At 62.2% G+C, this 17,141-nt stretch carries 20 protein-coding genes and 2 pseudogenes; 12 read left to right on the plus strand and 10 right to left on the minus strand.

Translation table 11 applies throughout. The annotated features are described in order from the left end of the window. Window positions 1–45: 45 nt before the first annotated feature. Together RCCGE510_RS35650 and RCCGE510_RS22935 are read right to left on the minus strand one after the other, a co-directional pair. Window positions 46–286 (minus strand): annotated as a pseudogene (locus RCCGE510_RS35650) (hypothetical protein); the annotation flags it as partial. A 58-nt stretch (window positions 287–344) separates the two neighbouring features. Then, window positions 345–908, minus strand: coding sequence for a methylated-DNA--[protein]-cysteine S-methyltransferase (locus tag RCCGE510_RS22935; protein ID WP_007633921.1), 564 nt, complete (start codon window positions 906–908; stop codon window positions 345–347). A 204-nt stretch (window positions 909–1,112) separates the two neighbouring features. Between RCCGE510_RS22935 and RCCGE510_RS22940 the strand changes: the two genes are divergently transcribed. From RCCGE510_RS22940 to ybaK, 3 genes are all read left to right on the plus strand, one after another. Continuing rightward, window positions 1,113–2,174, plus strand: a complete 1,062-nt coding sequence (locus RCCGE510_RS22940) for a succinylglutamate desuccinylase/aspartoacylase family protein (protein ID WP_007633922.1) — start codon at window positions 1,113–1,115, stop codon at window positions 2,172–2,174. Window positions 2,175–2,275: 101 nt separating this feature from the next. Further along, window positions 2,276–2,626 (plus strand): ArsC family reductase, encoded by a 351-nt coding sequence (locus tag RCCGE510_RS22945; protein ID WP_007633923.1) that lies wholly within the window; start codon window positions 2,276–2,278, stop codon window positions 2,624–2,626. A gap of 29 nt (window positions 2,627–2,655) precedes the next feature. After that, on the plus strand, window positions 2,656–3,129 hold the full coding sequence (ybaK, locus tag RCCGE510_RS22950; protein ID WP_007633924.1) for a Cys-tRNA(Pro) deacylase: 474 nt from the start codon (window positions 2,656–2,658) through the stop codon (window positions 3,127–3,129). Here ybaK and RCCGE510_RS22955 read toward each other — a convergent pair whose 3' ends face one another. Then, complete coding sequence (locus RCCGE510_RS22955) at window positions 3,130–3,573, minus strand: MarR family transcriptional regulator (protein ID WP_007633925.1); 444 nt, start codon at window positions 3,571–3,573, stop codon at window positions 3,130–3,132. Between the two features lie 111 nt (window positions 3,574–3,684). Here RCCGE510_RS22955 and RCCGE510_RS22960 point away from each other — a divergent pair, with 111 nt between their 5' ends. The 3 genes and pseudogenes from RCCGE510_RS22960 to RCCGE510_RS33690 all read left to right on the plus strand — a co-directional run. Beyond that, window positions 3,685–4,368, plus strand: a complete 684-nt coding sequence (locus tag RCCGE510_RS22960; RefSeq protein ID WP_007633927.1) for a glutathione S-transferase family protein — start codon at window positions 3,685–3,687, stop codon at window positions 4,366–4,368. Between the two features lie 124 nt (window positions 4,369–4,492). After that, the gene (locus RCCGE510_RS22965; protein WP_007633929.1) at window positions 4,493–5,746 is read left to right on the plus strand and encodes an aminopeptidase; all 1,254 of its coding nucleotides are present in this window, start codon (window positions 4,493–4,495) and stop codon (window positions 5,744–5,746) included. Window positions 5,747–5,822: 76 nt separating this feature from the next. Beyond that, a pseudogene (locus tag RCCGE510_RS33690) lies at window positions 5,823–5,960 on the plus strand (MarR family transcriptional regulator); the annotation flags it as partial. 34 nt (window positions 5,961–5,994) lie between these two features. Here the strand turns inward: RCCGE510_RS33690 and RCCGE510_RS22970 are convergent. The 4 genes from RCCGE510_RS22970 to xseA form a co-directional block, all read right to left on the minus strand. Continuing rightward, on the minus strand, window positions 5,995–6,483 hold the full coding sequence (locus RCCGE510_RS22970) for an EVE domain-containing protein (protein ID WP_007633933.1): 489 nt from the start codon (window positions 6,481–6,483) through the stop codon (window positions 5,995–5,997). 3 nt (window positions 6,484–6,486) lie between these two features. Beyond that, window positions 6,487–6,861 (minus strand): VOC family protein, encoded by a 375-nt coding sequence (locus RCCGE510_RS22975; protein WP_007633935.1) that lies wholly within the window; start codon window positions 6,859–6,861, stop codon window positions 6,487–6,489. A 66-nt stretch (window positions 6,862–6,927) separates the two neighbouring features. Next, a complete protein-coding gene (locus RCCGE510_RS22980) occupies window positions 6,928–7,623 on the minus strand; it encodes a YafY family protein (RefSeq protein ID WP_007633936.1) in 696 nt (231 codons plus the stop codon). Between the two features lie 73 nt (window positions 7,624–7,696). Continuing rightward, window positions 7,697–9,283, minus strand: coding sequence for an exodeoxyribonuclease VII large subunit (gene xseA, locus RCCGE510_RS22985; RefSeq protein WP_007633937.1), 1,587 nt, complete (start codon window positions 9,281–9,283; stop codon window positions 7,697–7,699). Between the two features lie 319 nt (window positions 9,284–9,602). On the opposite strand from xseA, the gene RCCGE510_RS22990 reads away from it, so the two are divergent. Beyond that, window positions 9,603–9,848 carry a hypothetical protein gene (locus tag RCCGE510_RS22990; RefSeq protein ID WP_007633947.1) on the plus strand — a complete coding sequence of 82 codons (246 nt, stop codon included), beginning with the start codon at window positions 9,603–9,605 and terminating at the stop codon, window positions 9,846–9,848. Between the two features lie 23 nt (window positions 9,849–9,871). On the opposite strand, the gene RCCGE510_RS22995 is transcribed toward RCCGE510_RS22990, so the two are convergent. Beyond that, entirely contained in the window at window positions 9,872–11,710 is a 1,839-nt protein-coding gene (locus RCCGE510_RS22995; protein WP_007633949.1) for a hypothetical protein, read from the minus strand. A 160-nt stretch (window positions 11,711–11,870) separates the two neighbouring features. On the opposite strand from RCCGE510_RS22995, the gene RCCGE510_RS23000 reads away from it, so the two are divergent. Then, complete coding sequence (locus RCCGE510_RS23000; RefSeq protein ID WP_007633950.1) at window positions 11,871–12,878, plus strand: glycosyltransferase; 1,008 nt, start codon at window positions 11,871–11,873, stop codon at window positions 12,876–12,878. Then, complete coding sequence (locus RCCGE510_RS23005) at window positions 12,875–13,252, plus strand: GtrA family protein (protein WP_007633951.1); 378 nt, start codon at window positions 12,875–12,877, stop codon at window positions 13,250–13,252. Before RCCGE510_RS23000 ends, RCCGE510_RS23005 begins: the two co-directional genes overlap by 4 nt. A gap of 15 nt (window positions 13,253–13,267) precedes the next feature. Here RCCGE510_RS23005 and RCCGE510_RS23010 read toward each other — a convergent pair whose 3' ends face one another. Continuing rightward, window positions 13,268–14,254 carry a Gfo/Idh/MocA family oxidoreductase gene (locus tag RCCGE510_RS23010; RefSeq protein ID WP_007633952.1) on the minus strand — a complete coding sequence of 329 codons (987 nt, stop codon included), beginning with the start codon at window positions 14,252–14,254 and terminating at the stop codon, window positions 13,268–13,270. A 179-nt stretch (window positions 14,255–14,433) separates the two neighbouring features. On the opposite strand from RCCGE510_RS23010, the gene RCCGE510_RS23015 reads away from it, so the two are divergent. Then, window positions 14,434–15,381 carry an aldo/keto reductase gene (locus tag RCCGE510_RS23015; protein WP_007633954.1) on the plus strand — a complete coding sequence of 316 codons (948 nt, stop codon included), beginning with the start codon at window positions 14,434–14,436 and terminating at the stop codon, window positions 15,379–15,381. 11 nt (window positions 15,382–15,392) lie between these two features. Beyond that, window positions 15,393–15,836 (plus strand): GNAT family N-acetyltransferase, encoded by a 444-nt coding sequence (locus RCCGE510_RS23020; protein WP_007633955.1) that lies wholly within the window; start codon window positions 15,393–15,395, stop codon window positions 15,834–15,836. On the opposite strand, the gene RCCGE510_RS23025 is transcribed toward RCCGE510_RS23020, so the two are convergent. Beyond that, window positions 15,826–16,443 carry a hypothetical protein gene (locus RCCGE510_RS23025; protein WP_007633958.1) on the minus strand — a complete coding sequence of 206 codons (618 nt, stop codon included), beginning with the start codon at window positions 16,441–16,443 and terminating at the stop codon, window positions 15,826–15,828. The genes RCCGE510_RS23020 and RCCGE510_RS23025 overlap by 11 nt on opposite strands. 149 nt (window positions 16,444–16,592) lie before the next feature. Between RCCGE510_RS23025 and RCCGE510_RS23030 the strand changes: the two genes are divergently transcribed. Beyond that, window positions 16,593–17,090 (plus strand): ferritin-like domain-containing protein, encoded by a 498-nt coding sequence (locus RCCGE510_RS23030; RefSeq protein ID WP_007633960.1) that lies wholly within the window; start codon window positions 16,593–16,595, stop codon window positions 17,088–17,090. Window positions 17,091–17,141 lie beyond the last annotated feature (51 nt).

The raw sequence follows: 17,141 nt of genomic DNA on the forward strand, positions 1-17,141 counted from the left end.
GCAGGCTATGAGACGGTCCGGGAAACCTGAGACAATCCGCTGAGATCAGCCGGGGGTGACCGACCCTATCTGCCGCCTGTCGGAGGTGCGAAGATGCTCCACCAGCGCCCGCAGCTTCAGCGGCTGGCGCTGGCGCCTGGGATTTAGAGGTAAAGCCCTGGAAGAGCGGGCAGAAATCTTCGAGCAGCGGCACGAGTTTGCCGCGTTCGATACAGGCCTCGAAAGTTTCCACCATGCCGAAGGTGATCCCGGCGCCGGCGCAGGCGATGCGGATCATCATATCATCCGGCCAACGGCCAGCCCACATTGAGCAGTCGACACCCTGGCCGAGACCGGGCCGCCGCCTAGAATCCCAGCGACTGCTGGGCGGGCGGCGGCGGTGCGAGGTTGACGCCTTCGAGTTCCAGCATGCGGGCCTTCGATGACGAGCCGCCGGGAGCCGAGAAACCGCCGATCTTGCCGCCGGCGGCCAGCACCCGGTGGCAGGGGATGATTAGCGCGACCGGGTTCTTGGCCATCGCCTGGCCGACGTCGCGCGCGACTTCCGGCCCGGCGCCAAGCTCTTTCGCCAGCGCGCCGTAGGTGGTCGTATGACCCCAGCCGACACGCCTTGCCGCCGCGTAAATATCGTTGAAGAAGGCATCCTGGCCGGCAAGATCGAGTTCGACGCCGGAAAAATCCGTTTCCTCGCCCTGGAAATAGCGCTTCACGGCGGCGACCGTTTCGAGCACATCAGGCGTCGGCGCGCCGGGCTCGGCCTCCGGCAGGCGGCGCAGCAAGAGCCGCTCGGTCGCTTCCGCGGTTTTCGTCGGCAGCTGGAAGCGGGCGATGCCGGCGTCGCTCCAGGCGATGCCGCAGAAACCGCCTGCGGTTTCGAAGATGAGGTAGTGATGAATCGTCTGGGCCATGAGACAGCCTCCGCGTTTTCGATTACCACCAAAATCGTACGGGACGGCCGCTGTTTCAACCCGTTTCTTGCGCGGCGCGTCATCGAGGCGCCGACAAGACGATAATCGTGCAGCGATATACGCGCACGGAAGCCTTGCGCTTTGCTGATCTCGGCGCATAGAAAAGAAGAATCTGTTCAGGGTGCAATTGCGAGCGAAGATAGCGTGGACGTTTCAGAAATCATCATCCCAGGAGATACGCCTGGAACGGAGTGGCGGCTGCCGGTGCTGCGCTTTGCAGGCCGCGAGCCGAAGGCGCCGAAGATCTATATCCAGGCCGCACTGCATGCCGGCGAGCTGCCGGGAACGGCGCTGCTGCACTTCCTCTGTGAGCGGCTGCGGCAGGCAGAGAGCGAGGGCGGGATCGCCGGCGATATCACCATCGTGCCGCAGGCCAATCCAATCGGTGCGGCACAGTCGCATTTCGGCGAGCTGCAGGGCCGTTTCGATCTTGGCTCACGTACCAATTTCAACCGGGATTTCCCGCTGATCTCCATCGCCGATCGGGCCACGCTGATCGAAGACCTTGATGATTACCCGGCTACCGATAGGCTGAAGCGCCAGCTCTTGCATATGGCGCTTGGCGCCGATCTCGTCCTCGACCTGCATTGCGATGACGAATCCCTGCAATATGCTTACATCGACGAGACCTTCTGGCCGGAGGCGGCCGATCTTGCCGCCGCACTCGACATGGAGGCCGTGCTGCTTTCGGATGGCGAAAGCTCGGCCTTCGAAGAGGCGGTCGGCTTTGCCTGGAAATACGAGGTTCCCAGCGAACGGCAATCGCGGCTGCCGGGCCGGCTTTCGGTCACCGTCGAGCTGCGCGGCAAGCGCGACGTCGATCCGGTGTTGGCGAAGAAGGATGCGGAGGGGCTGTGGCGGTTCCTTGCGGCACGGGGGATCGTCGGTGATCTGAAGGCTGTGGGGAATGCATTTTCCGGTCCGGCCGTGCCGCTCGACAATGTCGAGATTCTTCGCGCTCCCGAAGGTGGGGCGGTGCTCTTTCATCGCAATATCGGCGAGAAGATTGCGGAAGGCGAACTCCTGGCGACGATTGTCACCCGCCCGGGTCAACCTGGCGGCAGCATCGAACTCCGTGCGCCGCAAGACGGGTTGATCCTGACGCGAACGTCGGACCGGCTGGTGCGGCGGCGCGGCGACCTGATGAAGATTGCCTGCGACAGCCCCAGCGACGCCTTGCGCAAGGCCGGCACGCTGGAGAATTGAGCCGAGCCGGATCCCGGTGACCCCGGGATAAGTGTCGCATGGGCGTTTGCGCCGGTCTTCGTGCATGGTATCTCGCTGCGATCACAGGGAATCGATCGGGCATGACCGTCACCATCTATGGCATCAAGAACTGCGACACGATGAAGAAGGCCCGCAGCTGGCTGGAAGAACACGGCGTTGCCTATGCGTTTCACGATTACAAGGCGCTCGGTATCGACCGCGCCCATCTTGAAGCCTGGATCGACCAGGCCGGACTCGATACCGTGCTCAACCGCGCCGGCACCACCTTCCGCAAACTGCCCGATGCCGAGCGCGAGAACCTCAGCCGGGAGGAAGCGATCCAGCTGATGCTCGACCAGCCGTCGATGATCAAGCGGCCGGTGCTGGAGGCCGGCGGCAAGCTGCTGATCGGCTTCAAGCCGGAGATTTACGCCGGCACATTTGCAGGCTGAAAGACAGGCAACACCTTCCCGAGCTAGAGATGTCCAAGACCACGCGCGCGACACAGGTTCTTTCCCAGGCAGGCGTCGCCTTCACGGTCCATGCCTATGACTATGACCCGGGCGCCGAGCGCGTCGGGCTGCAGGCGGCGGAAGCCCTTGGCGAAGCGCCGCGCCGGGTGTTGAAGACATTGATGGCGGAGGTGGACGGCAGGCCGGTCTGCGTCGTCGTGCCGTCGGATCGCGAAGTCAGCATGAAGAAGCTTGCCAGCGCCTTTCACGGCAAATCGGCCAACATGATGAAGCCGGCCGATGCCGAGCGGCTGACGGGTTATCATGTCGGCGGCATCAGCCCCTTCGGCCAGAAAAAGATCGTGCCGACGGCGATCGAGGAAACCGCCCTCGCCGAACCGCTCGTCTATATCAATGGCGGCCAGCGCGGCCTACAGGTGCGACTCGATCCGAAGGATGCGTTGAAGGCGTTGAAGGCGGTCGGCGCGCCATTGATCGCCTGATCAGAGGAAGCGCTCGAGCAGGCCGGAGATCGTCTTCGCCTCGCTTTCGGCAAGCTTGCAGCCAATATGGCTTTCGATCGACCTGGCATAGACCACCCACATGCGCGCTCGCAGCTGCAGCCCGGCATCGGTGATCACGACCCAGCGGCCGCGCGCATCCTCGTCGAAGGTCTCGCGGCGGACCAGGCCCTCCCGTTCCAGCCGGTCGACCAGGCGGGAAAGATTATACTGCGCCAGCAGCGTCCGCTCTTCGATCTCATAGGGACGCAATCGCCCGCCCTTTGCCTTCGCCAGCTCCCAAAGCACGTCGTACCAGGAAAGCGGCGGCATTTTCGCGGTCTTGAAATCGGTTTCGATCGCAGCAAGCAGACGATCGCGGGCGCGCATGATGTGTATCCATGCGCTGGTCGCGGCTTCGCTCGGCGTCGGGGTTTTATCGGACATAGATGCAATTACATTTAACTTGATCGCCGGCGCAATCGCTATTATATGCACTTGCATCTATCTTCGTCATCGATATTTTCAGCCGCGGCTTGCGGCATCAGGAGACCCGCCATGAGGAAGCTTACATTGATCAGCCATCATCTCTGCCCCTATGTGCAGCGGGCCGCGATCGCGCTCTTCGAAAAGGGCGTGCCTTTCGAGCGCGTTAACATCGATCTTACCGACAAGCCGGACTGGTTCCTGAAAATCTCGCCGCTCGGCAAGGTGCCGCTGCTCAGGATCGAGGAGGAGGATGGTAGCGAGGCCGTGCTGTTCGAAAGCAGCGTCATCTGCGAATATCTGGAGGAAACGCAGGCGGGAACTGCCCTGCACCCCGAGGATGCGCTGACCCGCGCCCGTCATCGCGGCTGGATGGAATTCGGCTCGTCCGTGCTGTCCGATCTCTGGGGTTATGAAACGGCGCAGGATGAACTGCAGCTGAATGCCAAGCGCAAAGCGCTGATATCCAAATTCGCGACGCTCGAAGGGGTGCTGGGCGACGGCCCCTATTTTTCCAGCAGTGGCTTCAGCCTTGTCGACGCCGTCTTCGCGCCGGTCTTTCGCTATTTCGATCTCTTCGACACACTCGGCGACAGCGGCATCTTCGACGGGCTCGAGCGGGTAAAGCGGTGGCGCAAGGCGCTGTCAGAGCGCGCGAGCGTTCGGGCCGCCGTTGGCGAGGATTACCCCGAGCGGCTGACGGATTTCCTCAAGAAACATAACGCGATCCTGCTCAGGCAACCCGCCGCCGCGTAAGCGCGCAAGCGGCCGGACATCCATCCGACCGCTGGCAATTCGGTCGCGACGTGCTTCATTTTCGCCGCAAACGGGTCTAAGTCTGCCAGCCTGAAAACGTCGATGACAAAAGGCAGGTTGAACCATGACTTTCATGCCCCAAAGCCAGAACACCATTGATCCCGTCAAGCTGGAGAAGCTTGCGAAAGTTGCCGTCAAGGTCGGGCTGCAGCTGCAGAGGGGTCAGGATCTGGTAATCACCGCGCCGGTGGTGGCGCTGCCGCTCGTTCGCCTGATCACCAAACACGCCTATCAGGCCGGCGCCGGCCTCGTCACCGCCTTCTATTCCGACGAGGAAACGACGCTTTCGCGCTATCAGCATGGCAGCGACGAGAGCTTCGACCGCGCCTCCGGCTGGCTCTACGAGGGCATGGCCAAGGCCTATGCCAACGGGGCAGCACGGCTGGCGATCGCCGGCGACAATCCTTTGCTGCTTTCCGAGCAGGACGCCGACAAGGTCGGCCGCGCCAATCGCGCCACATCAACCGCCTACAAGCCGGCGCTGGAAAAGATCTCGAATTTCGACATCAACTGGAACATCGTCTCCTATCCGAACCCGTCCTGGGCCAAGGTGGTCTTCCCCGACGATCCCGAGCCGATCGCCATCGCCAAGCTCGCCAAGGCGATCTTTGCCGCCTCGCGCGTCGATGTCAGCGATCCGGTCGCCGCCTGGGCCGAGCACAATGCCAATCTCGCCAAGCGCTCCGCCTGGCTGAACGGCGAGCGCTTCGCTTCGCTGCATTTCAAGGGACCGGGCACCGACCTGACGGTCGGGCTTGCCGACGGGCATGAATGGCATGGCGGCGCCTCCACCGCCAAGAACGGCATTACCTGCAATCCGAACATCCCAACCGAGGAAGTCTTCACCACGCCGCATGCGCTGCGCGTCGAGGGCCATGTTTCGAGCACCAAGCCGCTGTCGCACCAGGGCACGCTGATCGACAATATCCAGGTGCGTTTCGAGGCCGGGCGCATCGTCGAGGCCAAGGCGTCGCGCGGCGAAAAAGTGTTGAACAAGGTGCTCGATACCGACGAGGGCGCGCCCCGGCTCGGCGAAGTGGCGCTGGTGCCGCATTCCTCGCCGATTTCAGCCAGCGGCATCCTGTTCTACAACACGCTGTTTGACGAGAACGCCTCGTGCCACATCGCGCTCGGCCAGTGCTATTCCAAGTGCTTCCTTGACGGCGCGACACTGAGCCAGGAGCAGATCAAGGCGCAGGGCGGCAATTCCAGCCTGATCCATATCGACTGGATGATCGGCTCTGATAAGGTCGATATCGACGGCGTCAAGCCCGATGGTTCACGGGTTCCAGTGATGCGGCAGGGCGAATGGGCCTGACCGGCATCATATGCGCTGACTGAGCCAGACGCTGACAAGCACCATGGCGAGGCCAGCGCGCATCGACCAGTTGGAAGAAAAGGGACGTGCGACGGTCGAGACCGCCGTCGACGCCCATGTCGACAATCAGCACCGGCTGTCGAAAAACCCGAGCGCTGCCGAGAAGGCGGACCTCGACAGGCTGTTGCGCAAATTTGTTGCGGATTTCGAGTGATTTTCGACCGTGCCGGTGATGATGAGCATTGCGGTTAGGCCATGCAGCATTCCGGGGCCTGCTTCGAAGGCTCAGAGGTGGCGGCATTTGGAACGAAGTCCTGCCGCTCTTGCCGCATCGCTTCTGCAATCATATCGGCATCCTCATTGCTGATGCCGAACAGACCGAAGCGGAGCTGATAGCCCCAGTTGGAGCCGACCTGGGTGAAGGCGAGCCGGCCAAGCAGCGGCCGGATCAGGGTTTCTTCCGCAGGCCGCCAATCGACATCCCGCCGCCAGGGCCTGAAACCACTTTCCATCTCCACCTGGTAAGGCGCCTCATCGCGTGCCACGCCGATCGCGGTGAAAGCTTGCAGGCGGTCCTTGCCGCCAAAGACTGTTGTGGGCGAATAGTAGATGACACGATCCCCCGGCGTGATTCGCCGGAGGGGTGACGCCTTGCCGTGACAGACCTGCATGAAACCGGCTTGACGGCCGATGCGGACATGCGCTGCGGAAGCGACGGCAATCCAGGCCTTGGCCATGGCTCAAGCCTCCTCGGATACGGTGTAGACGCGCAGGCGATGCCCATCGGGATCGGCAGCGACGAAGCTCCGGCCGAAGTCAAGATCGGTCGGCGCCATGACGATGTTGGCACCCTTGGCCTGCCAATCGGCATGGGTCGCATCGACCTTGCTGGCCGTCGCGACCTTGAACCCGATCTCGCTGCCGCCGCCTGTTGCCGCCGGCGCGGGCTCCACGCCGGCTTTGCCCCAGAGGCCGAGCCCCAGGCCGGACGGCAGGATAAACATGGCGAAGGTTGGGCTTGCCTCCACGGGCTCCTGCCCAAGCAGCGTGGTATAGAAGCGGGCGCTGGTCGGAGCGTCGGTCACGTAGAGAAGAATGCTGTTTTTGTCGGTCATAAGGATCTCCCGTCGTTGGTTGGACGTTATGACCTTATGATCTGATACTGCCAGAAACTGGCAGTATCATTTGTCGCCCTGCGATATTCCCTGAATCTCCCGCCACTGTTTCAGCAGCGCCTGCCTGCGTTTGGGATAGCGAGCGTCGAGCGCTTCCGCATGGGCAATTCGATCCGTGCGAAAGGAACGATAATCCTGGCGGAGTTCGCACCAGCCGAGGAGGACACGCACTTGGTCGAAAAAGGCGAGCGCAAACGGCCACACCACACGCTCCGATCCGATGCCGGCGCCATCGCGATAGGACAGGGAAAGCTTGCGTTCGGTGCGGATCGCCTTGCGCAGAAGGGCCGGATCGACGGAGTCGACAGGGATGCTGACGCCGGGCCCCACCAGAAGCGCAGAGGCATCCAACTCGTCGCGCAGCTCGGGCGGCAACACGGCGGCGATCCGTGCCAGCGCATTTCGCGCCGCATCGCGCAGATGACCGTCGGCTCTGTCCGCCACCCATCGGGAGCCGAGCACAAGCGCCTCTATCTCCTCCGGCGGAAACATCAGCGGCGGCAGGAGAAATCCCGGTTTCAAGACATAACCAACGCCCGGTTCGCCCTCGATCGCGGCGCCCTGGGCCTGAAGGCTAGCGATATCGCGGTAGAGAGTGCGGATACTGACGCCGATTTCGTCGGCCAGCGCCGCGCCGCTCACCGGCCGACGATGGCGGCGCAGCACCTGGAGAAGGTCGAGGAGGCGTTCTGAACGGGACATGCAGGCAAACTTATACATTCCTGCCATTGCCAGATAGTGGCAGGATCAGACTGCGCGGTTTTGCTGCTGCAAACTAGAAAAGACTTCCCTGCTTCGACGGATCGCCGGCTTCCGGCTTGGCGGGCCGCTTCCTCAGCGAGGCAGGTGGCAGGCCGCCTTCGGTGGTCACCGCGCCAATGCGGCCGTCGGAAAATTCGATCGAGACCGCCGCACCAGCCGAAAGAGCCGCGGCATCGGAGACCGGCCTGTCCTCGTCGTCGCGGATCACCGCGTAACCGCGCTTCAGCACATTCTTGTAGGAGAGCGACTGCAGCACGCGGTCGTGCGCCGCAAGCGCGGCTTTTGCCCGGATCAGCCGATGGGATGTCGCGGTATCGGCGTGCCTGACGAGATTGGCGAGATGGTCACGGGCGCGGCCGGTCTGCGCCTGCAGGCGGGCGGGCAGCGTGGCGAAGACCGCCTCGGCACGGCCGACCCGCGATTTCGAGCGGTCGATCAGCCGCTCGACCATGCGCTCGGCCCGCACGATCCGCTCGTTCAGCGTCTGGCGGCGCTCGGCGATGCGGCCGGAGAGGAGATCAGGGCGCAGATGCGCGGCGACGCGCTCGAAGCCGCGACGCTTGTTGATGGTGTTGAGCTCCAGCCCGCGGCCGAGGCCGGCCGCCGCTTCGTCGAAACGCCGGCGCGGCAAGGCGAGAAGCTGATCGAGCGACGGCAATGCCCGCATCAGCGCCCGGACGGACTGGCGGCGCTGATCCATCTGCCGGTTCATGCAGCCTTGCAGCCGCGCGGCAAGGGCGGCTGCCTGGGCCTCGAGCTCCGCCTTGACCGGCACCGCCATTTCCGCGGCCCCTGTCGGCGTCGGTGCACGAACATCGGCGGCATAGTCGATCAGCGTCCAGTCGGTCTCATGACCGACGGCCGAAATCAGCGGGATCCGGCTTTCGGCCGCAGCACGCACGACGATTTCGTCGTTGAAGCTCCAGAGATCTTCGAGGCTGCCGCCGCCGCGCGCGACGATCAGCATATCCGGGCGCGGAATAGCGCCTGAAGGTTCCAGCGCGTTGAAGCCGCGAATGGCGTTCGCCACCTCCTCGCCCGACCCCTCGCCCTGAACCTTCACCGGCCAGACGAGGACATGCACGGGAAAACGATCGGAGATGCGGTGAAGAATATCGCGGATCACGGCGCCGGTCGGCGAGGTGACGACGCCGATCACGCTCGGCATGAAGGGCAGCCGCTTCTTGCGGGCGGCATCGAATAGTCCCTCGGCGCCAAGCTTGCGCTTGCGCTCCTCGATCAGCGCCATCAGCGCGCCGGCGCCGGCCGGTTCCAGCGTCTCGATGACGATCTGATATTTCGAAGAGCCAGGAAAGGTGGTGACCTTGCCGGTGGCGATGACCTCCATGCCTTCTTCCGGACGGAATTTCAGCCGCGAGAAGGTGCCCTTCCAGATGACGGCGTCGATGCGCGCACGGTCGTCTTTCAGCGCGAAATAAGCATGGCCCGAGGAGTGCGGCCCGCGATAACCGGAGATCTCGCCGCGTACGCGAACCTGGTCAAAGGCAGTTTCGACGGTGCGCTTGATCGAGCCGGAAAGCTCCGAAACCGAATATTCGGCAAGGTTGGTCGGCGAATCGCTGTCGAAGACGTTGCTCATTCCTTCTTTCTATGTCGATCGACGGCAAACTGGAAGGTCGCGGTCACCGCCGAGACCTGTTTTCCGGGTGTTGAAAGCGGCGGCGGCGGCGCGCGTTTCTCCACGCATGCTCTACATGCTGTCGTTGCAGCTTGGCGGCTAAACAACGAAATCGGGGAAATCCGCTTGGTGGCGGAACAGATAGTTACAAAGTGCGTTTAATCACGAAAGGAGTTGCTAACCACCGTAATACAAAGGCTTTTTGGCGGTGACCGCCGGTAAATCTTTGTTAGTTGGCGCTTCCTATGCTTCCCCTCGTTATCTCTGGGAAGGTGCCGAAATGATTATTCTCACAGCAGCAGCATTGGGCATCAGCGCCGGGCAAACTCGCTCGGCTGCCGCAATCGCGTTGGTCGCCGCGCTGATCGGAATAACGTTCGCGGTGGCGGCGATGACCTCGCCCGGACCGGTGTCGATCCTGGCGTTCGTCTATGCCGTGCTCGGCTTTAATGGCGGCCTCATGCTCTTCGTTCTCGGGCTCTTTGCCAATGCCCGTCTTCGCCGCGCGATGCGTGTTTCCCACTAAGTTTTTACCGAAAATTGCCGGCGTCAGTTTGCCGCCGGCCGATAGCGAAAGAACTGAACCCCCACCCCCGCTGCCTTCGGAAGCGGCTCCAGATAGGGCGGGATATTGCCCTTGCCGAGCGCAGCATAAAGCCCATCGGGTTTCAGCTTAGCAAGCTCGCGTGTCTGCGGGTCATTGGGGCAGAAAGCAAGCACCGTCACCCCTGCCCCCTTCAGGAAGGCTTCCGCCTCCTTCGGCTCCGCCAGGCCGATATGCAGTTCCGTCAGCATGCCGCCCTGATTGCGGTGATACGGCGCCGAGAGAACCCGGTTTTTCGTAAAGCGAAGGATCGGAACGCCCATCTGCGACGGTGCGGAGATCAGCCCGTCCGCAAGCCCGGCAAGCGGCGCTAAGGCCTCTTTCGAGGTGCAGGAAAGCACCTTTGCCGCCGCCTTCTGCGCGCCATTCTCCATCTGCAGCGAGACAAGTCCGCCGGCGACCGCCCAGGCCGCCGGAACGCTGGCGAGCACCGTCACGATATAGACGAAGGCGGCGGCAACATTGTCGCTGTCGCTGTTGGATATCCGCCTGATATCGATGATCAGCAGCGCAAGCGGCAGAATGGAGAGCAGGTTCGAGAAAGTCGCGCCGCGCACCTGGACCAGCGCAATCGCCCAGCTGGTGGCGAGCAGGAAGAGCAGCACCAGGTGGATCTGCATGCGGTCGCGCCGAACGATGCGGAAGATGCAGACGGCGATGCCGAACAGGCCGGCCGCATAGAAGGCGCCGATCGAGACGGGATCGGTCCGCGCGATCACGAAGGCCGACTGCGCTTCCGACACGTTCCTCAGCCAGAGTTCGACCAGCATCGGATCGAGACCGGCCAGCGGGTCGCTCAGGCATTGCGGCGCTATCACCATCGCCGAACCGAGTACGCCGGCACCGACGAGGCCGAGCGCGGCAAAGCGCAGGGGGCGACTCAGGCGGCTTGCAAAGACTGCCGAAAACAGCAGCAGCCCGCCGCCGATCGCCGCCAGGCTGTAATAACCGAGCGAGAGATTGTCGCAGGTCACCATCGAATAGAGCCGGGGCGGCACCGTTGCGACAAAGAGGATGCTGATCGCAATCGCCAGCGCCAGGCCGAAGGCCCGTGCGGCGACGGCGAAATTCTGCCCCTCCCAAGCCCAGAGCAAAGCGACGGTGAGGCAGACGGCGGCGACGAAAGGCGTGGTCTCGGCGCCGATGGCGATGGCGATGGCTGCGGCGATGCCGGCGACCGCATAGCTCCAGCCGCGGCGCTGCGGATCCAGAAGCATCGCCACCATCGTCGCGACCAGCCCCAGCTGCGCATTGTGATGATCGATGGCTCCAGGCGCGAACCGGCTGCCGGTGTAGATCGCAAGGCCGGTCATGGCGAGACTGAGATGCATGCCGGCAACACCGCCGATACGCCGCCCGGCAACGGCCATGGCGAGCATGGCGGGCAGGACGAGCGATACCGGCCAGACGGCAAGCGCCAGCGCCTCGGCCGTCTCGTGGGGCGCAAACAGACCGAAGAACCAGATCAGCGAAGCGATCGGCAGATCGATCAGCCTCGACCAGTGCATCAGCGTGCCGCCCTCGAGCCCGAGGCGGTATTGCATCAGATCGAACCAGCCCTGCCCGGCGAGAAGATCGCGGACCTCGATGAGACGCATTCCGTCGTCATTGTCGGGACCGACGTAATCGGTAGCGGTGGATAGCTTGGTGACAAGCAGGATAGCGGCGAGGATGACGCTATAGATAGTGACGGTTGGCCAAAGGCGCATCAGCAACCTGCTCAGCCCTCCCCTTGGAGCAGTGGTCACGGAGGAGGCATTGGCGATCGGCTGCACAGCGTTCATCGTGGTTAGCGCTTCGTTTCAGATGGCCGGAGCTTAGCGACCGCCGATCAAGAAAGTGTAAAGCCGCTTACGGCAGGTGCCGATTTTGCCTGCGTCATAGGGTCTTATTAACGGCGGGTGATTTAGGCTGAATGCGGCTTTCAGTGTAACGAGTAGAGTCATGGCCCGATCGCGTACCGATAATCTGAATATTGCTGTCCTGCTTCCCTGCTACAATGAAGCCGCGACGATCGCCGCGGTCGTGCGGGGTTTTCGCGCGACGCTGCCGGATGCTGCAATCCACGTCTACGACAATAATTCCACCGACGGCACCGCGCTGCAGGCGATGCTTGCCGGCGCGCATGTCGTGCGCGAGCGACGCCAAGGCAAGGGCCACGTCGTGCGCCGCATGTTCGCCGATATCGACGCCGACATCTACATCATCGCCGACGGCGACGGCACTTACGCGCCTGGTGATGCCGAAGAGCTGGTGCGCACGCTGCTGACCGAGCGCGCTGACATGGTTGTCGGAACCCGGCGCGGCGTTCATGCCGATGCCGGCCGTCAAGGCCATGCGCTCGGCAACCGGCTTTTCAACCTGCTCTATCGGACGATCTTCGGCCCCGACTTCACCGATATTTTTTCCGGCTACCGCGCCTTCTCACGCCGCTTCGTCAAGAGCTTCCCAGCGGTATCAGGTGGCTTCGAAATCGAAACAGAGATGTCCGTGCATGCCTCGCGGTTGAAGCTTCCGGTCAGCGAACTGGAACTCGACTATGGCCGCCGGCCGGAAGGTTCACACTCCAAGCTTTCGACATTCCGCGACGGCGCCAAGATCCTCTGGATGTTCGCGATGCTGATGAAGGAAACCCGGCCATTCGCCTTTTTCAGCGCAATCAGCGCCATCTTCATGCTGACGAGCCTCGGCTTCATGGCGCCGGTGCTGGCGGAATATTTCCAGACGGGTCTCGTCAGCCGCATGCCGACCTGGGTGCTGTCGACGGCGCTGATGATGATCTCTTTCATGCTGTTTACCGCCGGCGTCATCCTGGATTCGGTTGCCCGCGCCCGCGCCGAACAGCTTCGTATCCACTATATGAGCCTGGAGACGCCAAGCGCGGTCAAAGCGCCGCTCCGCGGAGTAGGGCCGGTATCGCGCGCGCCTCCCGGCAAGGCGGATGCGGCATGAGAAAGCTCATCCGGTTCGCCATCGCCGGCGGCATCGGCTTCCTCGTCGATGCCGGCATGCTGTCGGCACTGCTGCATCTGACGCCGCTCGGGCCGTTTCTGGCACGGATCGTGGCGATCGCGGCCGCAATGGCGGTGACCTGGGTTTTCAACCGTCGCTTCACCTTCGACCGGTCCAGCCGTTCACTGGCCGTCGAAGGCTTCCGCTATGGCTCGGTCGGGGTAACGGCAGCGCTCGTTAATTACGGGCTTTATTCCGCGCTTCTGCTTTCACTGCCGGCACTTCAGCCGCTCGCGGCCATGGTGATCGCCAGCATCGCCTCGATGGTGTTCAGCTTCTTTGGCTATTCGCGCTTCGTCTTCCGCGCCGAATAGTTCTCGAAATATGCGCTAGACGGCTTCCCAGCCATCCTTCTCGCTGGCGCGATAGATCGCGTCGATCACCTTCTGGTTCAATTTCGAATTTTCGAGGGTGACGATCTCTTCCTTGCCGTCCTTCACCGCCCGGGCGAAGGCTTCGACCTGCCGCTTGTATTGACGGCTGTCCTGGAAGCGGAAGATGCGCGATTCATTGTGGCTGCGGTCGCCAAGCTCGATCTCCTCAGGCCCCCAGCGATTGGCGTTGAACGGCGACTTCACCTCGATGTAACCTTCGGTGCCGTGGAAGACCATGACCTGACGGTTGGCCATCTGCGTCGAGATATAGAAGCTCAGCTCGAAATCGCCGAAATCGGCCTTGACGCTCGAATAGATATCGGTGCCGAAATCCGCATCGCGCTCGGTGATCGCCTGGATCCTGAGCGGCTCCTTGCCGGTGGAAAAACGCGTGCCCATGACGGGATAGACGCCGATATCGGGAAGGCCGCCGCCGCCGAGTTCGGGGACGTTGCGCATGTTGGCGGGGTCGCGGTTGAAATAGGTGAAGGCGCCCTGCACATGCCGGAGCGAACCAATCGCGCCCTCGTTGATCAGCGAGCGCACCTTCTGCCAGACCGGCGAATAGGTGATCATATAGGCTTCGGTGACCACCACCCGGTTGCGGTCGCGGGCGGCGATCACCTCGTCGATATCGTCGGCCTTCAGCGCCAAGGGCTTTTCGCAGAGCACGTGCTTGCCGGCGTCGGCTGCTTTGATCGACCATTCGATATGCTGCGAGGTCGGCAGCGGGATGTAGACGGCGTCGATGAGGTCGGAAGCCAGCATCTCCTCGTAGGAGCCGAAGGCATGCGGCACCGAGAAGCGGTCGGCCATCTCCCTTGCGCGCGTGAGATCACGGCTGGCAATCGCCGTGACGACGCAATTTTCCGCGTCCTGGATTGCCGGAACGACATTGTCACGGCCGATCTTTGCCGTTGAAATAATACCAAAACGCAGCATGATCCAAACCTCCCAAACAGATTTCCGCGAACCATATTCAGGCCTTAGCTACGGCGCAATGGTGCGGGCTGAAATCACGGAAGTTTGCCTTCCCGGATGCCCGGAATGCGCTAGGTTGTTGCAAGACGGCGTTCTGCCGTGTCCACGATTTCAATTACATCACCATATTGGAGAGCGTCATGGAAATGCGCCGGCTTGGAAAAACAGGTCTTTCGGTCGCGCCGATCGTCATCGGCGGCAATGTCTTCGGCTGGACGGCCGACGAGAAAACATCCTTCGCCATTCTCGACGCCTTCTTCGATGCGGGCCTGAACACGATCGATACGGCGGACGTCTATTCCGCATGGGTCCCGGGCAACAAGGGCGGCGATTCCGAGGAGATCATCGGGCGCTGGCTGAAGCAGGCCAAGGTTTCCCGCGACCAGGCGGTGATCGTCACCAAGGTCGGCTCCGACATGGGACAGGGAAAGACACTGAAGGAGAGCTATATCTTCAAGGCGGTCGAGGATTCTCTGCGCCGGCTGCAGACTGACTATATCGACCTCTATCTGTCGCACTGGCCGGATGCCGATACGCCGCACGAGGAAACGCTCGGCGCCTATGCGAAGCTGAAACAGCAGGGCAAGATCCGCGCCATCGGCTGCTCGAATTATGATGCGACGCTGCTGCAGGCATCCTTCGACGCTGCCGAAAAGACCGGACTACCGCGTTACGATGTGGTGCAGCCGGAGTATAATCTTTATGAGCGCGCAAGCTTCGAGGGGCCGCTTGCCGAGCTCTGTGTCAAAGAGGATATCGGCGTCATCACCTATTTCAGCCTGGCTGCCGGCTTCCTCACCGGCAAATACCGCAGCAAGGCCGATACGCAGGGCCGCGCCCGCGAGGGCCGGGTTTCGACCTATTTCGACGATAAGGGGATGCGCATTCTTGCCGCGCTCGACACGGTCTCCGCCGAGACCGGCGCCAAGCCCGCGGAAATTTCGCTCGCCTGGCTGCTGCGCAAGAAAGGTGTGACGGCACCGATCGCCAGCGCCACCAGCCTTTCGCAGCTTGAAAGCCTGGCGAAATCGGCGACACTTCAGCTTTCCGATGAGGCGATGGCTTTGCTCGATCAAGCCGGGAACTGAAAGAGAGAGCCATGACCGTGACAACACGCGATGCCCGCCCCGACGACGAAAGCCGCTGGCGCGAACTTTGGGCTGATTACCTCGCCTTTTACGAAGTCACGGTCGATGCCGATATCACCGATTCCACCTGGCGCCGGGTTTTCGATCCGGCGTCGGCGATCGCCATGCGGGTGGCCGAAGTCGACGGCAGGATCATGGGTTTTGCGCTCTATCTCACGCACGAGGGCACCTGGATCCGCGGCAAGGACTGCTATCTCGAAGACCTGTTCGTCGATCCAGATGCACGCGGCAAGGGGGTCGGGCGGGCGTTGATGGACGATCTCGTCGCCACCTGCAAGGCCAAGGGCTGGTCGCGGCTCTATTGGCATACGAGCGAACAGAACAAGACGGCGCGGGCGCTTTACGACAGCTATGTCGAGAGCGACGGCCACATCCGCTACCGCATCAGCTTTTGAGTGTGGGAAAACCCTGGTAGAAAGCGGCGTGATCGCCCTCCCAATTCGCCATGCCCGGTTTGGTCAGAATACCGCGCGGGCTGATATAACTCTGGATCACTCTTTTCGGCCGTTCGTGCCACTGGATATTGAAGGCCCAGAGCTTGGGGAAGAAGCAGAGTGAGGCATAAGGCAGGTGGTCATGGATCCACCAGGCAAGCCGTTGCCAGTCGCTTTCGTCGCTGTAGCGGTCGAGCATCCACGGCACGACGATGCAAACTGCAGCACCCATGCAGCCGTCGAAGTCCCGCATATCCCAGATGTGATGGGCTGCGGTGGCGGCATTGGTCGAGCAGTTCAGATCGTTCTCGTTGCCGAACCGATTGACCGCGGGCGACCGATAGCCGGAGCGGATATGCAGGCGCCCGAAGGTTGCTTCCAGCGGCTCCAGCAATTCCTCGCAGAGCCTCCTGCCCGCCTCGATCGCCAGATCGGGATCCTCGGGGATATTGGGAATGCGGTAGAAATCGGCAATTTCAGAGTGAAGGAAATCGCGGAGGAAGAAGTTCCGCGACAGCCGCACGCGGCCAAGTTCCTCCAGACCCTTCATCGAACCCGGCTTGCGCATGACGTTCTCTTCCCCCCACATCAACGGCGGAATCATCGCCCGGAGCAGATTTCCAGTCCACCCGAAATCGATCGGGAACAATTTGCGCGATCCTCGCTTCTTAATGTGTCGCCGCATTCGCGGCCTTTCCCAGAACAAGGATCGAGAAAATGGCCAAGGAAAAGACGTTGGAAGATCTCTTCTACGATACGCTCAAGGACATTTATTTTGCCGAACGGCAGATCTTGCGCGCCCTGCCGAAGATGGCGCGCGCTGCGCAGTCGTCCGAACTGAAGGCTGGTTTCGAAAAGCATCGCGAGGAAACCGAAGGCCAAGTCGAGCGCCTGCAGCAGGTTTTCGAACTGATCGGCAAACGCGCCCAAGGCAAGACCTGTGAGGCGATCCAGGGCATTATCGCCGAGGGCGAGGAAATCATGGAGGAATTCAAGGGCACATCCGCCCTCGATGCCGGTCTCATTTCTGCTGCCCAGGCCGTCGAACATTATGAAATCGCCCGTTACGGCACGCTGAAGACCTGGGCGGCAACGCTCGGTCTTAAGGATGCCGTCCGCCTGCTTGACCAGACGCTGCAGGAGGAAACGGCGACCGACAAGACCCTCTCCCAACTCGCCACCACGGCGGCGAACCAGAAGGCGAAAGCTGCCTGATACAGGGAAGAGAACGGGCGGCAGGCCTCTTGCCGGCCGCCCGCATCCTTC

Source organism: Rhizobium sp. CCGE 510 (genome assembly GCF_000292525.1).
Taxonomy (GTDB): domain Bacteria; phylum Pseudomonadota; class Alphaproteobacteria; order Rhizobiales; family Rhizobiaceae; genus Rhizobium.

Coding starts and splice junctions, on each gene's coding strand:
- RCCGE510_RS22935 (WP_007633921.1), bottom strand. CDS start 908: ATGGCCCAGACGATTCATCACTACCTCATCTTCGAAACCGCAGGCGGT.
- RCCGE510_RS22945 (WP_007633923.1), top strand. CDS start 2,276: ATGACCGTCACCATCTATGGCATCAAGAACTGCGACACGATGAAGAAG.
- ybaK (WP_007633924.1), top strand. CDS start 2,656: ATGTCCAAGACCACGCGCGCGACACAGGTTCTTTCCCAGGCAGGCGTC.
- RCCGE510_RS22955 (WP_007633925.1), bottom strand. CDS start 3,573: ATGTCCGATAAAACCCCGACGCCGAGCGAAGCCGCGACCAGCGCATGG.
- RCCGE510_RS22960 (WP_007633927.1), top strand. CDS start 3,685: ATGAGGAAGCTTACATTGATCAGCCATCATCTCTGCCCCTATGTGCAG.
- RCCGE510_RS22965 (WP_007633929.1), top strand. CDS start 4,493: ATGACTTTCATGCCCCAAAGCCAGAACACCATTGATCCCGTCAAGCTG.
- RCCGE510_RS22970 (WP_007633933.1), bottom strand. CDS start 6,483: ATGGCCAAGGCCTGGATTGCCGTCGCTTCCGCAGCGCATGTCCGCATC.
- RCCGE510_RS22975 (WP_007633935.1), bottom strand. CDS start 6,861: ATGACCGACAAAAACAGCATTCTTCTCTACGTGACCGACGCTCCGACC.
- RCCGE510_RS22980 (WP_007633936.1), bottom strand. CDS start 7,623: ATGTCCCGTTCAGAACGCCTCCTCGACCTTCTCCAGGTGCTGCGCCGC.
- xseA (WP_007633937.1), bottom strand. CDS start 9,283: ATGAGCAACGTCTTCGACAGCGATTCGCCGACCAACCTTGCCGAATAT.
- RCCGE510_RS22990 (WP_007633947.1), top strand. CDS start 9,603: ATGATTATTCTCACAGCAGCAGCATTGGGCATCAGCGCCGGGCAAACT.
- RCCGE510_RS22995 (WP_007633949.1), bottom strand. CDS start 11,710: ATGAACGCTGTGCAGCCGATCGCCAATGCCTCCTCCGTGACCACTGCT.
- RCCGE510_RS23000 (WP_007633950.1), top strand. CDS start 11,871: ATGGCCCGATCGCGTACCGATAATCTGAATATTGCTGTCCTGCTTCCC.
- RCCGE510_RS23005 (WP_007633951.1), top strand. CDS start 12,875: ATGAGAAAGCTCATCCGGTTCGCCATCGCCGGCGGCATCGGCTTCCTC.
- RCCGE510_RS23010 (WP_007633952.1), bottom strand. CDS start 14,254: ATGCTGCGTTTTGGTATTATTTCAACGGCAAAGATCGGCCGTGACAAT.
- RCCGE510_RS23015 (WP_007633954.1), top strand. CDS start 14,434: ATGGAAATGCGCCGGCTTGGAAAAACAGGTCTTTCGGTCGCGCCGATC.
- RCCGE510_RS23020 (WP_007633955.1), top strand. CDS start 15,393: ATGACCGTGACAACACGCGATGCCCGCCCCGACGACGAAAGCCGCTGG.
- RCCGE510_RS23025 (WP_007633958.1), bottom strand. CDS start 16,443: ATGCGCAAGCCGGGTTCGATGAAGGGTCTGGAGGAACTTGGCCGCGTG.
- RCCGE510_RS23030 (WP_007633960.1), top strand. CDS start 16,593: ATGGCCAAGGAAAAGACGTTGGAAGATCTCTTCTACGATACGCTCAAG.